This is a genomic window from Nocardia sp. NPDC058705 (assembly GCF_042749305.1).
Taxonomy (GTDB): Bacteria; Actinomycetota; Actinomycetes; order Mycobacteriales; family Mycobacteriaceae; genus Nocardia.
Genome location: NZ_JBHYRN010000025.1, coordinates 41319 through 55039, shown reverse-complemented (window position 1 = coordinate 55039; position 13721 = coordinate 41319). Strand labels below are relative to the sequence as shown.

At 66.4% G+C, this 13721-nt stretch carries 16 protein-coding genes; 5 read left to right on the top strand and 11 right to left on the bottom strand.

Translation table 11 applies throughout. From position 1 onward, the window contains the following. Positions 1-15 precede the first annotated feature (15 nt). Both mtrA and ACFW6D_RS24615 read right to left on the bottom strand, forming a co-directional pair. Positions 16-693, bottom strand: a complete 678-nt coding sequence (gene mtrA, locus ACFW6D_RS24620) for an MtrAB system response regulator MtrA (RefSeq protein WP_056813049.1) — start codon at positions 691-693, stop codon at positions 16-18. 77 nt (positions 694-770) lie between these two features. Further along, the gene (locus tag ACFW6D_RS24615) at positions 771-1418 is read right to left on the bottom strand and encodes a dTMP kinase (protein ID WP_379331798.1); all 648 of its coding nucleotides are present in this window, start codon (positions 1416-1418) and stop codon (positions 771-773) included. A 97-nt stretch (positions 1419-1515) separates the two neighbouring features. Between ACFW6D_RS24615 and ACFW6D_RS24610 the strand changes: the two genes are divergently transcribed. Then, positions 1516-1812, top strand: coding sequence for a hypothetical protein (locus tag ACFW6D_RS24610; RefSeq protein ID WP_379331796.1), 297 nt, complete (start codon positions 1516-1518; stop codon positions 1810-1812). A gap of 54 nt (positions 1813-1866) precedes the next feature. Here the strand turns inward: ACFW6D_RS24610 and ahcY are convergent, their stop codons facing one another. From ahcY to cofD, 9 genes are all read right to left on the bottom strand, one after another. After that, positions 1867-3348 (bottom strand): adenosylhomocysteinase, encoded by a 1482-nt coding sequence (ahcY, locus tag ACFW6D_RS24605; protein WP_379331794.1) that lies wholly within the window; start codon positions 3346-3348, stop codon positions 1867-1869. Between the two features lie 56 nt (positions 3349-3404). Then, entirely contained in the window at positions 3405-4562 is a 1158-nt protein-coding gene (locus tag ACFW6D_RS24600; RefSeq protein WP_379331792.1) for an alkane 1-monooxygenase, read from the bottom strand. A gap of 131 nt (positions 4563-4693) precedes the next feature. Then, on the bottom strand, positions 4694-5353 hold the full coding sequence (locus tag ACFW6D_RS24595) for a TetR family transcriptional regulator (protein WP_379331790.1): 660 nt from the start codon (positions 5351-5353) through the stop codon (positions 4694-4696). Then, positions 5350-5532, bottom strand: a complete 183-nt coding sequence (locus ACFW6D_RS24590) for a rubredoxin (RefSeq protein WP_266292625.1) — start codon at positions 5530-5532, stop codon at positions 5350-5352. The genes ACFW6D_RS24595 and ACFW6D_RS24590 overlap by 4 nt, the downstream gene beginning before the upstream one ends. Then, positions 5529-5702, bottom strand: coding sequence for a rubredoxin (locus ACFW6D_RS24585; protein ID WP_379331788.1), 174 nt, complete (start codon positions 5700-5702; stop codon positions 5529-5531). The genes ACFW6D_RS24590 and ACFW6D_RS24585 overlap by 4 nt, the downstream gene beginning before the upstream one ends. After that, the gene (locus ACFW6D_RS24580) at positions 5699-6934 is read right to left on the bottom strand and encodes an alkane 1-monooxygenase (protein ID WP_379331895.1); all 1236 of its coding nucleotides are present in this window, start codon (positions 6932-6934) and stop codon (positions 5699-5701) included. Before ACFW6D_RS24580 ends, ACFW6D_RS24585 begins: the two co-directional genes overlap by 4 nt. 203 nt (positions 6935-7137) lie before the next feature. Then, the gene (locus ACFW6D_RS24575; protein WP_379331786.1) at positions 7138-7665 is read right to left on the bottom strand and encodes an NUDIX hydrolase; all 528 of its coding nucleotides are present in this window, start codon (positions 7663-7665) and stop codon (positions 7138-7140) included. A gap of 91 nt (positions 7666-7756) precedes the next feature. After that, complete coding sequence (locus tag ACFW6D_RS24570; protein WP_379331784.1) at positions 7757-9103, bottom strand: coenzyme F420-0:L-glutamate ligase; 1347 nt, start codon at positions 9101-9103, stop codon at positions 7757-7759. A gap of 71 nt (positions 9104-9174) precedes the next feature. Next, positions 9175-10161, bottom strand: coding sequence for a 2-phospho-L-lactate transferase (gene cofD, locus ACFW6D_RS24565; RefSeq protein WP_379331782.1), 987 nt, complete (start codon positions 10159-10161; stop codon positions 9175-9177). A gap of 563 nt (positions 10162-10724) precedes the next feature. On the opposite strand from cofD, the gene ACFW6D_RS24560 reads away from it, so the two are divergent. From ACFW6D_RS24560 to ACFW6D_RS24545, 4 genes are all read left to right on the top strand, one after another. Next, on the top strand, positions 10725-10958 hold the full coding sequence (locus tag ACFW6D_RS24560) for a WhiB family transcriptional regulator (RefSeq protein WP_133733920.1): 234 nt from the start codon (positions 10725-10727) through the stop codon (positions 10956-10958). A gap of 120 nt (positions 10959-11078) precedes the next feature. Beyond that, a complete protein-coding gene (locus ACFW6D_RS24555) occupies positions 11079-11561 on the top strand; it encodes a metallopeptidase family protein (RefSeq protein WP_194826429.1) in 483 nt (160 codons plus the stop codon). Between the two features lie 192 nt (positions 11562-11753). Next, positions 11754-12128, top strand: a complete 375-nt coding sequence (locus ACFW6D_RS24550; protein WP_379331893.1) for a DUF3499 domain-containing protein — start codon at positions 11754-11756, stop codon at positions 12126-12128. Between the two features lie 100 nt (positions 12129-12228). Next, the gene (locus tag ACFW6D_RS24545) at positions 12229-13608 is read left to right on the top strand and encodes a phosphomannomutase/phosphoglucomutase (RefSeq protein ID WP_379331780.1); all 1380 of its coding nucleotides are present in this window, start codon (positions 12229-12231) and stop codon (positions 13606-13608) included. Positions 13609-13721 lie beyond the last annotated feature (113 nt).

Below are 13721 nucleotides of genomic sequence, written 5' to 3'. Positions count from 1 at the left end.
CCCCGCAGTGACCGATCACGGCGGTCCGGCCTTGTATCCGACCCCGCGCACGGTCAGCACGATCTCCGGGTTCTCTGGATCCTTCTCGACCTTGGCGCGCAGGCGCTGCACGTGCACGTTCACCAGACGGGTGTCGGCGGCGTGCCGGTAGCCCCACACCTGTTCGAGCAGCACCTCGCGGGTGAACACCTGCCGCGGCTTGCGCGCGAGCGCGACCAGCAGGTCGAACTCCAACGGGGTGAGCGAGATCTGACCGGGACCGCGAGTCACCTTGTGCGCGGGCACATCGATGACGATGTCGGCGATCGAGAGCAGCTCGGCGGGCTCGTCCTCGGTGCGGCGCAGGCGCGCTCGCACGCGGGCGACGAGTTCCTTGGGCTTGAAGGGTTTGACGATGTAGTCGTCGGCACCGGACTCCAGGCCGAGGACCACATCGACCGTGTCGGTCTTGGCGGTGAGCATGACGATCGGAACGCCGGAATCGGCCCGCAGCACACGGCATACGTCGATGCCGTTCATGCCGGGGAGCATCAGGTCCAGCAGAACCAGGTCGGGGCGGATCTCCCGCACCGCTGACAGGGCCTGTGTGCCGTCGCCCACCACATGCGGGTCGAACCCTTCCCCGCGCAAGACGATGGTCAGCATCTCAGCGAGTGCCATATCGTCGTCGACGACCAGAATCTTGGGCTTCATAGTCCTATGTTGTCATCTCCATGGCCAGGATCGGGCTGCCACGCCATTAATGGTGCGAACCCGTCGCGTATCCAACCTTATCCGGAAAAGATTTCCGAACAGAGGGTGAGTAACGCAGGCCTATCGTCATCGGATCGGTATGTCCACCACCGGCCGAACCAGTCGCGGTCGGCGAGTTCACGATAGACCTCGCCGGTGCGGTGCTGCAGACCGCCGTCCCGTTCGTAGGCATCGAGGGCGCGCGCGTCGTCGAGTTCGCCTCGGAGACGGGCACGTTCGGCCGCGACCTCGGTGGGAATGTCGAGCAGTACGGTCAGGTCCGGCGCGGGCAGTTCGAGCCTGCCGAACTCCAGATCGCCCACCCACGAGACGATTTCGCCGTCGGCGCCCTGGTGTGCCCGTGCGGCCGAGTAGGCGGCGTTGGAGGCCACCCAGCGGTCGAGGATCACGATGTCGTTGCCGCCCAACAGGTCCGCCAGTTCCACGCGCGCGGCGGCCCGGTCGAGCGCGAACATGATCGCCATCGCGTTGATCGACCCCGCCAGGTCGCCATTGCCCCCGCGCAGCGCTTCCGCCGCGAGATCGGCGTGGATCGAATGCCCGTATTGCGGAAAGGCCAGACTGTCCGCCCGCACCCCTTTGCCGGACAATTCGGCGATCAGCCCATCGATCAAAGTCCGTTTACCGGCACCGTCGAGCCCCTCGACCGCAATCAGTACGCCCATGCGCAGCAGATTACCCGTCGACGGCCCGCACCCGACCCGTCGGACACCCCAGTTCTGCGGTCTGGTCCGCGCTCTTCGCAGCGGCAATGATTCCGCCATGAAAACGATCTTCCGCACCAGCGCGGCCACGCTCGCCATCACCGCCGCCATGGCAGCGTGCGCGGCTGTCACCGCCCCGACCGCGACAGCACAGGCAACGGACGGGTCGGGCTCACTGAGTCAGCTGGTCACCGGCCTGGTCACGACCGGCTCCGGCCCCGCCCTGCTGACCGGAAGCAACGACGCCGCCGCCGCAACCGGCTCCAGCGACCTGGCCGGCACACTGATCTGCGGACTGATCGGCATGAGCAGCGCAGGCGGCCCCACCATCTGCGACACCGGAATCGTCGGCTAGTACGACGGTGGCCCGCCGACCGGAGGGTCGACGGGCCACCGTGGTGCGCGGAACTCAGTAGCGGTAGTGGTCCGGCTTGTACGGGCCTTCCACGTCCACGTTGATGTACTCGGCCTGGTCCTTGGTGAGCTTGGTCAGGGTGCCGCCGAGGGCCTCGACGTGGATCTTGGCGACCTTCTCGTCGAGGTGCTTGGGCAGGCGGTAGACCTCGTTGTCGTACTCCTGCGGCTTGGTCCACAGTTCGACCTGTGCGATGACCTGGTTGGAGAAGCTGTTCGACATCACGAACGACGGGTGGCCGGTCGCGTTGCCGAGGTTGAGCAGACGGCCTTCCGACAGCAGGATGATCGCCTTGCCCGAATCGAAGGTCCACTCGTCGACCTGCGGCTTGATGTTGATCCGGGTCGCGCCCGAACGCTCGAGGGCCGCGATGTCGATCTCGTTGTCGAAGTGGCCGATGTTGCCGAGGATCGCGTGATCCTTCATCGCCTTCATGTGGTCGAGGGTGATGATGTCCTTGTTGCCGGTCGAGGTGATGACGATGTCGGCGTCGCCGATCGCCTGCTCGACGGTGACCACGTCGTAGCCGTCCATCAGCGCCTGCAGCGCGTTGATCGGGTCGATCTCGGTGACCTGCACGCGCGCGCCCTGGCCCGCCAGCGACTCCGCGCAGCCCTTGCCGACGTCGCCGTAACCGCAGATCAGCACCTTCTTGCCGCCGATGAGCACGTCGGTGCCGCGGTTGATGCCGTCGATGAGCGAGTGGCGGGTGCCGTACTTGTTGTCGAACTTGGACTTGGTGACCGAGTCGTTGACGTTGATCGCCGGGAACACCAGCTCACCCGCGGCAGCGAACTGGTACAGCCGCAGCACGCCGGTGGTGGTCTCCTCGGTGACACCCTTGACCGAGTCGGCGATGGTGCTCCACTTGGTCTTGTCGGCATCGATGCTCTCGCGCAGCAGGTCGAGGAAGACCGTGTACTCGGCGGAGTGGTCGGCGTCGGCGGGCGGGACCACCCCGGCCTTCTCGAACTGGGCGCCGCGCAGCACGAGCATGGTCGCGTCGCCACCGTCGTCGAGGATCATGTTGGCGGGGGCACCGGGCCAGGTGAGCATCTGCTCGGCGGCCCACCAGTACTCCTCCAGCGTCTCGCCCTTCCAGGCGAACACGGGGATGCCCTTGGGCTCGTCGACGGTGCCGTTCGGGCCGACCACGATGGCGGCGGCGGCGTGGTCCTGGGTGGAGAAGATGTTGCAGGAGGCCCAGCGCACGTCGGCGCCAAGCGCTACGAGGGTTTCGATCAGGACGGCGGTCTGGACCGTCATGTGCAGCGATCCGGAGATTCGCGCGCCCTTCAGCGGCTGGACGTCGTGGTATTCACGGCGCAGCGCCATCAGGCCCGGCATCTCGTGCTCGGCGAGGCGGATCTCCTTGCGGCCGAATTCGGCCAGCGAGAGGTCTGCCACCTTGAAGTCGATGCCGTTGCGGACGTCGGGGGTGAGCTCGGTACGCGCGGGGAGTTCTGAGGTCGTCACATTGGTTAGGTTACCGGTTGAGGCCGCCCGCGTTCCCCGCTCCGTCGAGCTGAGTCTCAGGCTGCCGCGCGGTATCGGGCCAGCAACCGCCGCGGCTTCTCCGGTGCGACGTTGGCCAGGCTCAGATCGCCGCCGTAATGCGCCGCGACGCGCGGGTCCATCACCGCACGCCACAGCGGCGGGAAGGCCGCGAGCACGATCATGGTGGCGTACCCGGCGGGCAGCTGCGGCGCCTCGTCGCTGGTGCGCAGGGTTTGATAGCGGCGGCCGGGGTTGGCGTGGTGGTCGCTGTGGCGTTGCACATGGAACATGAAAATGTTGGTGACCAGGCGATCAGAGTTCCAGCTGTCGCGTGGGGAGCACCGTTCGTAGCGGCCGTTGGGCTTGCGAGCGCGCAGCAGTCCGTAGTGCTCGACGTAGTTGACGATTTCGAGCAGCGCGATGCCGATCACGGCCTGCACGACCAGCCACGGCAACACCCCGGGGCCGAACGCCACCGTCAGCGAACCGAACAACACCGCGGTCATCGACCAGGCCTGCAGGATGTTGTTCGACACGCTCCACCAGCCGAGACCCTGTCGTTGCAGGCGTGCATGCTCGAGTCGCAGCGCGGACAGGAACCCGCCGATCACGCTGCGCGGCAAGAACTCCCACACCGACTCACCCAACCGGGCACTGGCCGGATCGTCCGGGGTCGCCACCCGTGCGTGGTGGCCGCGATTGTGCTCGACGAAGAAGTGCCCGTAGCCCGACTGGGCCAGCGCGATCTTCGACAGCAATTTCTCAGCACTCTCGATGCGGTGGCCCAATTCATGGGCGGCGTTGATACCGATGCCACCGATGATGCCGACAGTCGCGGCCAAACCGAGCTTGTCGAGGAGGTCGAGCTCGGGGCTCGTCCACATGAAACAGGCCACCGCGAGACCGGCCAGCTGGATCGGCAGGAACAGGTAGGTGCACCACCGGTAGTACCGGTCGGCGGAGAGCGCCTCGTAGTCCTCGTCGCGCGGATTGTTGCCGTCCTCGCCGACGATCCAGTCCACCACCGGAACCGCGATCAGCACGATCACCGGTCCGATCCACCACAGCACTTCTGCCTTGGTGTGATACACGAGCTGAGAGGGCAACAGCGTGCACGCCGGAGTGATCAGGCCCAATGCCCAGAGATACCGTTTGGGATCACGAAACCCCCCCGGTTTGCCGACCGTTTGCACGCCTACTCCGCTGTAAAAAGACCGATTCCTGACCGATGTGAATACTGACAGACCATAGGCGCGTTACACAGCACGAGATCCTCAAACGTGGTGATGGTTACACAAGGGCGATTCAGCACCCATGAGATGTCTCAGTGATCCAGATCACCTGATGGGACCCGCACGCCTCGTACCTGCACAATTGCCTCCACGTACGGACTGAGCAGCGCGCTCATCTCGGCGGGGGCATCGCGCTCGGGCACGGGCGGATTCGGGATGTAACTGAGCGCGATGCGGACCAGCGCGTGCGCGAGCAGATCGGCCTCGGTCTCGGTCGCGTTCACCCAGCTATGCATGAAAACCCGGGTCAGGCGCGCGGTGGCGTGCTCGAGCAGCGGTGCGGCGTCGAGGGTGATCAACCGCAGCAGGTCCGGTTTCATCTCACCGCTCAGCAGCGAGCGGACCAGGGGGTCGCCCGCGGCGGAAAGGAAGAAGCCGGTCATCCCGACCCGGATCGAGGCCCGCGCGTCACCGATATTGGCATCGAGCGCTTCGCGCACATGGTCGACGAGGTCGTCGGCCAGGCGCAGCGCGTAGGCCTGGGAGAGACCGGCGCGCGAACCGAATTCGTTGTAGAGCGTCTGCCTGCTCACCCCCGCACTTGCCGCGACGTCACCGAGCGTGACCTTGGACCAGTCACGCTCGGTGAGCAGTTCGCGCATCCCGTCGAGGACCGAGTTGCGCAGCAGTTCGCGCGCGGCCTCCTGGTACGGGATGCGCGAACCGGTGCGCGGGGTACCCGCGACGCTCACGAACGTTCGATCTCGACCATGAAGAAGTCGGACTTGCGGGCCCCGCAGTCCGGGCAGGTCCAGTCGTCGGCGATGTCGTCCCAGCGGGTGCCGGGGGCGATGCCGTCGTCGGGCCAGCCCTGCGCCTCGTCGTACTCGAAACCGCACTGTGCGCACTGGTACAGCTTGTAGTCGGTCACCGGGAAACTCCTACCGCCTCGAAGTCGATCTTCTCCCGTACCCCACAATCCGGACAGCACCAGTCGTCGGGAACGGCCGACCACAGTGTGCCAGGCGGAAATCCTTCGCGTGGGGCGCCTTTGGCTTCATCGAAGACGAAATCACACACCGGACACTTGTAGGCACTCATGACTGAACCTCGGTTCCGTACTTTTCCAGCACCTGCTCCCGGCGCTTGGGTTCGATATTGGCGAGGGTGACGTCGCCGCCGTAGTGCGCGAGCACACGCTTGTCCATCACCTTGCGCCAGATCGGTGGGAAGTAGCCGAGCAGGATCATGCTGGCGTAGCCGCTGGGCAGGTTCGGCGCACCGTCCCAGCTGCGCAGGGTCTGGTAGCGACGGGTGGGGTAGGCGTGATGGTCGCTGTGGCGCTGCAAGTGATAGAGGAAGATGTTGGTGACGATGTGGTCGCTGTTCCAACTATGCGCGGGCGCCGGGCGTTCGTAGCGTCCGCTGGCGGTCTTCTGCCGGACCAGGCCGTAGTGCTCGAGGTAGTTCACCGATTCGAGCAGACTGAAACCGACCACGGCCTGCAGGATCAGGTACGGCAGCACCTCGATGCCGAACACCGCGATCAAGCCCAGCCACAGCACCACCGACATCGCCCAGGCGTTGAGCACGTCGTTGCGCAGCGTCCACGGGCTCTTCTCGAGCCGGCCGAGACGCTCTTTCTCGAGATGCCAGGCCGAGCGCAGACTGCCCCACACCGTGCGCGGCCAGAACGCCCAGAACGACTCACCGAGGCGGGAGCTGGCCGGGTCCTCCGGAGTCGCTACCCGGACGTGGTGTCCACGGTTGTGCTCGATGTAGAAATGCCCGTAGAACGACTGGGCCAGCGCGATGCGCGCGAGCCAGCGCTCCAGTTCGACCTTCTTGTGGCCGAGCTCGTGGGCGGTGTTGATGCCGATGCCGCCGATCATGCCGACGCTGATCGCGATACCGATCTTGTCCACGACATTGGCACCACCGGAGAAGCCGAGCCAGTGCAGGTTCGGCGCGGTGATGATGTAGCAGGCGAAGATCAGCGAGGCGTACTGGAACGGCAGGTAGAGATAGGTGAGGTAGCGGTAGTACTTGTCGTTCTCCAGGTACTCCATCACCTCGTCGGGGGGGTTGTCGCCGTCCGGCCCGAAGAACAGGTCGGCCAGCGGGATCACGATGTAGACCAGCACCGGGCCGAGCCAGAACGGGATCTCGGCGATGCGATGCCAGCCGAGTTGGTTGAGGCCCCAGATCAGGGGGATCGCGATCGTGAACAGGCCGGTCGGGGCGAACAGGCCCCACAGCCACAAATAGCGTTTGGAATCTCGCCACTGCGGCGGTGCTACCCGCTGCTCGGACGTGTTGGCATCGGTCGACATCATCGTCTCCATCCCAGAGGCACATCTCACACCTGTGATGTGCGTAACTCTCTGTCACAGACGATATGTCTGGATCTGTCCGCTGTCTAGACAAATTCTGGAATTTGTAAAGCTCTGCTGGTCGGATAACAGAAAAGGCGACCGCGCCACCAGGGCGCGGTCGCCATCGTTACAGGTCAGAGACCTTTCAATACCCCTTTACATCAGGGCGCTGACCGGATCAGCACGTCTGTGCCCACAGGTAGCCCGCCGACCGGCCACCACCGCAGATCGTCGGATTCGGCACTGCGCACCGGCATCGCGTTCGGCGGCGCGACGATCTCGAAGAGCAGGTCCAGATGGCGCGTGGGCACACCGAGCGAGCAGGTGATCGGGTGCGCCTGCGCGCCGTAGAGACCGGGTGTGAGCACCAGGTCTGGAATGCCGGATTCCTCCACCGCTTCGCGCAGCGCCGCGTCCTGCACGGTCTCGTCCTCGGGTTCGCAGTGACCGCCGAGCTGGATCCAGCGACCGACGCGCGGGTGCAGGGTGAGCAGGATTTCCCGGCGATCGTGGGACAGGACGATCGCCGAGGCGGTGATGTGTCCCGGGGCGTGTTCGCGCAGGCAGCCGCGGGGCGCCGAGCCGAGGAAAGCCAGAATCGCTTCGCGCAGTGAGTGATCCGGGCCTGCTTCCGGCTTCCACTCGGTGAGCAGTTCAGTGGCCGAGGCGTGCAGCGACTCCGCGCTCATATCGACTCCGTTGTCTCGGCGTGCGCCTGCGCGCTCGCCTCCGGCAAGGCAGACTCCTCGGTCACCGACGTGGCGGCGCGCACTGTCGAGTTCACAGTTCCACCAGGCCGGCGCCTGCCGAGCTGACGGTGCGCGGAACCGGCGCTTCGAGCGGATGACCGATCGCGATGGCGCCCAACGGCATCCAGTCCTCGTCGAGACCGAGAACCTCTCGCACGATCTCGGGCGCGAAGATGGTCGAGCCGATCCAGCAGCTGCCCAGACGGTCGGCGGCCAGCGCGACCAGCAGGCCCTGCACCGCCGCGCCGACCGCCACCGTGAACATCGTCTGCTCGGCGGCCTGTCGACGCGCGTCGGGATAGTCGTGGGCGCCGTCGGGCACGCAGAACGGGATGATCACCTCCGGCGCGTCGAAAAGGATGCGGCCACGCGCGATTCGGCGTTGCACGCGTTCGGGATCGAGACCGTCGGCGGTGAGGTCGGCGCTCCATTTCTCCGCCATCGCCTCGAGCAGTTGCGCGCGCAGGGTCGCCTTGCGCAACCAGACGAAGCGCACGGGACGGGTGTGGTGCGGGGCAGGCGCGGTGAGGCCGACCGCGACGGCGGCGCGGATCCGCTCCGGGTCCACCGGCTCGTCGGCGAACGCGCGCACCGAACGACGCAGCGGCACAGCCTCTTTGCGGCCCCGCTCGAGCGCCTCGGCGGTGCCGAGCCAGAACAGGTCGTCGACGCCACCGCGCAGCAGCGTCGCCGCGGTCGACCCGTCGTCGTCGGTGCTCAGTCCACGCACCACCGCGACGGGCACACCGCCGAGCTTGCCCTTGACCAGATCGGCGGCCGCGGCGAGTTCGTCGGCGATGGCCACCTGGGTGACGTGCAGTTCGTTGCCCTGCCCGTCCACCGCGCCGTCGTAGTCGTGCAGCACCCGCAGCCCGGCCGCGCCGATGGCCGCGTCGATCTGCCCGTTGCGCCAGGCCCGGCCCATCGTGTCGGTGACGACCACGGCCACGTCGACGCCGAGTCGCTGGGCAAGCGCGGTGCGCAGGGCCTTCGCGCTGGCGTCGGGATCGACTGGCAGCAGCACCAATTCGCCCTCGGCCACATTGGAGCCGTCGACGCCGGAGGCCGCCTGCACGATGCCGAGGCGGTTCTCGGTGATGAGGGTGCGACCCTTGCGCGCGAGCACCCGAACGGCTTCGGACTCGACGAGTTCGCGGCGGGCGGTGTCGCGCTCCTCGGGATCGGTCGGCGCCGCGACGATACGACCCTCCACCTTCGAGACGATCTTGCTGGTGACCACGATGATGTCGCCGTCGGCGAGCCAAGGCGCTTGTGCCGCAAGGTGTTCGGCGATGTCGTCGCCCGGCCGGAATTCCGGCAGACCTCGCACCGGCAGAATCCGCAGCTCGTCGGCCGCGTGATCGGGCAGGACACTCATGCTGACACCATCCGGAGTGGCCGCCGCGCCCTGCGTGGTTACGCGGGCCGCCTCCTCCGCGCGCTGACCGCTCACGCCTTGACCTCCGCCAATTCCAGTGCGGCGCGCGCCATTTCGGCGGTCGCCTCGGGATCGGTCATCAGCAAGGGCACGCTGCGCACCTCGACGCCGGGCACCTCGGCGGTGTCGGTGGAGTGCACCAGCCACCCGTCGAGGATGCCGGTGGCCGAGCGCGCGCCGTAGTGGCGGCCGATCGCCTCGGCGGTGGATTCCACGCCGATCGCCGTCAAGCACTCATCGGCCATGCCGCGCAACGGCTTTCCGTCGATCACCGGCGAGAGCCCGATCACCTTGGCTTCGGTGGTGCGCAGCGCGCCCCGAATTCCGGGCACCGCGAGGATCGCGCCGATGCTCACAACGGGGTTCGAGGGGGCCAGCAACACGGCGTCAGCGGACGCTATGATTTCGGTCACATTCGGTGCCGGAGAGGCTTGCTCGGCGCCGATCGAGGCAAATCCGTGAGTCGGGAGCGCCGCGCGGTACCGCACCCACCATTCCTGAAAGTGGATCGCGCGACGTTCGCCAGCATTGTCGGGATCGCTGACCACTACGTGGGTTTCGCAACGATCGTCGGTAGCCGGGATCAGCTTCACTCCCGGTTGCCACCGATTACACAGCGCTTCGGTGACCGCGGACAGCGGATATCCGGCACGCAGCATTTCGGTGCGAATGAGATGGGTGGCGATATCGCGATCGCCCAGGCCGAACCAATCGGGCTGGGCGTTGTATTTCGCCAGCTCCTCTTTCGCGTGCCAGGTTTCGTCGGCATGGCCCCAGCCGCGCTCGGTGTCGATGCCACCACCGAGGGTGTACATGCAGGTGTCGAGGTCGGGACAGATACGGAGGCCATGCATCCAGACGTCGTCGCCGACGTTGACGATGGCGTTGATGTCGGCGTCGGGCAGCAGCTGCCGGACGCCTTGGAGGAACCGGGCACCGCCGACGCCGCCGACGAGAACGGCGATCTTGGGCTCGCGCACCGCGTGTTGTGCAGTCACAAGGTCACAGCCTAGTGAACGAGGGTTGCCGGGTGATTTCACGCCGAATTCCAGGGAAGTTGCTGGTCATTTGCCACGGCACATAACAAGATCAACACGAAAGGCGGGTGCGGAGTGTAACGGAAGGGTGACGGCGGGTTGACCACCGGCAAGTGCGGCGTGTCTAATCACAGACATGTCATTCCGGTCACCGCGAGAGGGCATAGCGCGGGGGCGTTTGCGAGAGGGTTTCAACTCGCCGAAAAGGGTCACTGCGCGAGGGCACAGCGCAGGAAGCCTTTGCGAGCGGGCTTCCCACTCGCCGGAAGGCAGGCTCGGGGAAGCCCGCGAGACTACATCGCGGTGTTGGGCCGTCGGAGTTTCATCTGGTCCGACGGAAAGAATCATTCTGCGCTAACACATAGTGAGGAGGCGGAACGATGACCGAAGATCTGGTCTCGCCGACCGATTCCACAGCAGGCGCAGCTCACGCTGTCTGCGCTGACATGAGCTGGCAGGAACCGGACGTGGTAAGCGAAGTCGCGGCTCCCCGGCTGAGTCTGGTCGTCACGGGCTTCGACGAAATGTTCGAGTCGATCGAAGAGCAGTGGCAGGAACGTGCCCTCTGCGCTCAGACCGACCCCGAGGCGTTCTTCCCCGAGAAGGGCGGCTCCACGCGTGAGGCCAAGCGCATCTGCTTGGGTTGTGAAGTACGTGACCAGTGCCTGGAATACGCACTGGCACATGATGAACGCTTCGGCATCTGGGGCGGTCTCTCGGAACGAGAGCGTCGCAGGCTGAAGCGCGGAATCGGTTAAGTGACTGTTCGAAAGTAGACTCTCTCCAGGCCTGGCCCGGAGCCACGCAGGCGCAGTACGTCGGTGTCTCCGGGCGAACGCCCTACTCAACACGGTGCAGGCGAGAGAGGTGAAAGACCCATGGCACGTTCCCGGCGTCATTCCCCGGCACCCACCGCCCGTTCGGTGACCCGCCGCGGCCGAGGTGTTCGTGGTCCCATGCTCCCGCCGACGGTGCCCGCGTGGCGCACCAGAGGGCAGAAATTCGATCGACTCGTGCTCGAGGCCTTCGCTCCGCTCGACACCCGCTGGCACGATCGACTCACCAAGCTCGATATCGCCGTCGACGACGTGCCGAAAATCCGTCCGCTGCATCCTGATTCGGTCACCTGGCCGGACGAGGTCGTCGCCGACGGGCCGGTCCCGCTGTCACGGCTCATCCCCGCGGGCGTCGACCGCCACGGTGCGGCCACCCGCGCCAGGGTGGTGCTGTTCCGCAAGCCGCTCGAACTGCGCGCCGCCGACCCCGACGATCTCGTCGAGTTGTTGCGCGAGGTCCTCGTCCAACAGATCGCCACCTACCTCGGTGTCGACCCCGATCTGATAGATCCAGAACCCGAATGAGCGAAACCTCCGCCTGCGCTCCGGCCATGCGCAGTCTGAGGAACGCTGTCGCGACTGCGCCCCCTCGGCGAAACCTCCGCATGCGCTCCGGCCGTGCGCAGTCTGAGGAACGCTGCGCGACTGTGCCCGTTTTAGGGCGTGTCCGTATCCACTTTTGCCGCGTGGAGGGCTAATCTCGACGTCGTGATCCCTATGCGTCGTTGCTGCCGACCAGGCTGCAAGAATCCGGCAGTAGCGACGCTGACTTATGTGTACTCCGACTCGACCGCTGTCGTCGGACCCCTGGCCACCGTTGCCGAACCACACTCCTGGGATCTCTGCGAAACGCACGCCTGCCGCATCACCGCGCCGAAGGGCTGGGAGCTGGTCCGCCACGAAGGCGGCTTCTCCTCGAGCACGCCCGACGACGACGATCTGACCGCCCTTGCCGAAGCCGTCCGCGAAGCGGGCCTTCGCCGCCGTCCGGCCGAACCCGACCAGCCCGGCCACCGAGACAACACCCCCGCGACCCCGCGCACCGCACGCACCGGTCGCCGAGGCCACCTGCGAGTTCTGCCAGACCCCTAACCATTCCCACACCGCAGTCCGGCCGCCATCGCAGGCCCGCACGCGCCTAGGTCTGGCCTGGAGTCCCGGAGAGGCGGACAAGCCCGCTAGGGTTACAGCCATGACGACCCTCGCGCGCTCTGGCGAACTCGTGAATGCCGTGATCAAGGCTTATGACGTCCGCGGGGTGGTGGGCGAACAGATCGACGAGGCGTTCGTCGGCGATGTCGGCGCTTCCTTCGCTCGCCTCATGCGCGCCGAAGGCGCCACCCGCGTGGTGATCGGCCATGACATGCGCGAATCCTCCCCCACTCTCTCCCAGGCTTTCGCCGAGGGTGTGCAGGCGCAGGGCCTGGATGTGGTGCACATCGGCCTCGCCTCCACCGACCAGCTCTACTTCGCCTCCGGCAAGCTCGGTTGTCCCGGCGCCATGTTCACCGCCAGCCACAATCCGGCCAAGTACAACGGCATCAAGCTGTGCCGCGCGAACGCGCTGCCCGTCGGCCAGGACACCGGTCTTGCCACCATCTCCGCCGAGGTCATCGACGGCGTGCCCGCCTACGACGGCACCCCCGGCACCGCGACCAGCACCGATCTGCTCGCCGACTACGCCGCCTATCTGCGCGAACTGGTGAATCTCGACGAGATCCGCCCGCTCACCATCGCCGTCGATGCCGGCAACGGCATGGGCGGCCACACCGTGCCCGCCGTACTCGGCACGCTCGGGCCGATCACGATCGTGCCGCTGTACTTCGAACTCGATGGCTCGTTCCCTAACCACGAGGCCAACCCCCTCGACCCGAAGAACCTCGTCGACCTGCAGGCGCTCGTGCGTTCCAGCGGCGCCGACATAGGCCTCGCCTTCGACGGCGACGCCGACCGCTGCTTCGTCGTCGACGAGCGCGGCGAGCCGGTCTCCCCCTCGGCGATCACGGCGATCGTGGCCCAGCGCGAACTGGCCAAGGAGCCGGGCGCGACGGTCATCCACAACCTGATCACCTCGCGCGCGGTGCCCGAACTGGTCGAGGAACTGGGCGGCAAGCCGGTGCGCACGCGCGTCGGGCACTCGTTCATCAAGCAGGAGATGGCCGCCACCGGCGCGGTGTTCGGCGGCGAGCACTCCGCGCACTACTACTTCCGCGATTTCTGGGGTGCCGACTCGGGCATGCTGGCCGCGCTGCACGTGCTGGCCGCACTCGGTGAGGGCGAGCGCACGGTCTCGGACCTGATGGCCGCCTACGACGTGTACGCCGCGTCGGGCGAGATCAACTCGACCGTGGCCGACGCCGCCGAACGCACCGCCGCCGTACTGGCCGCGTTCGCCGATCGCACCGAATCGGTGGACCGCATGGACGGTGTGACGGTCGACCTGGGCAACCACGCCTGGTTCAACCTGCGCGCCTCGAATACCGAACCGCTGCTTCGACTCAACGTCGAGGCCGGATCGCAGGCCGAAGTAAACGCACTCGTGACCGAGATCCTGAGCATCGTCCGCGCCTGACTGGGAAGATGAAACCAGTACCCGTGGAATCACATGCCCGGTATTCGGCGACGGCAGATCACGAGCATTGCCGGAGCTCGGCTGGAATAGTGGAGTCACAGACGACACAGCGC

Excerpts from the sequence above, each read along its gene's own strand:
- mtrA (WP_056813049.1), bottom strand. The coding sequence starts at position 693 with ATGAAGCCCAAGATTCTGGTCGTCGACGACGATATGGCACTCGCTGAG.
- ACFW6D_RS24615 (WP_379331798.1), bottom strand. The coding sequence starts at position 1,418 with ATGGGCGTACTGATTGCGGTCGAGGGGCTCGACGGTGCCGGTAAACGG.
- ACFW6D_RS24610 (WP_379331796.1), top strand. The coding sequence starts at position 1,516 with ATGAAAACGATCTTCCGCACCAGCGCGGCCACGCTCGCCATCACCGCC.
- ACFW6D_RS24585 (WP_379331788.1), bottom strand. The coding sequence starts at position 5,702 with ATGAGTGCCTACAAGTGTCCGGTGTGTGATTTCGTCTTCGATGAAGCC.
- ACFW6D_RS24580 (WP_379331895.1), bottom strand. The coding sequence starts at position 6,934 with ATGTCGACCGATGCCAACACGTCCGAGCAGCGGGTAGCACCGCCGCAG.
- ACFW6D_RS24575 (WP_379331786.1), bottom strand. The coding sequence starts at position 7,665 with ATGAGCGCGGAGTCGCTGCACGCCTCGGCCACTGAACTGCTCACCGAG.
- ACFW6D_RS24570 (WP_379331784.1), bottom strand. The coding sequence starts at position 9,103 with ATGAGTGTCCTGCCCGATCACGCGGCCGACGAGCTGCGGATTCTGCCG.
- ACFW6D_RS24560 (WP_133733920.1), top strand. The coding sequence starts at position 10,725 with ATGTTCGAGTCGATCGAAGAGCAGTGGCAGGAACGTGCCCTCTGCGCT.
- ACFW6D_RS24555 (WP_194826429.1), top strand. The coding sequence starts at position 11,079 with ATGGCACGTTCCCGGCGTCATTCCCCGGCACCCACCGCCCGTTCGGTG.
- ACFW6D_RS24550 (WP_379331893.1), top strand. The coding sequence starts at position 11,754 with ATGCGTCGTTGCTGCCGACCAGGCTGCAAGAATCCGGCAGTAGCGACG.
- ACFW6D_RS24545 (WP_379331780.1), top strand. The coding sequence starts at position 12,229 with ATGACGACCCTCGCGCGCTCTGGCGAACTCGTGAATGCCGTGATCAAG.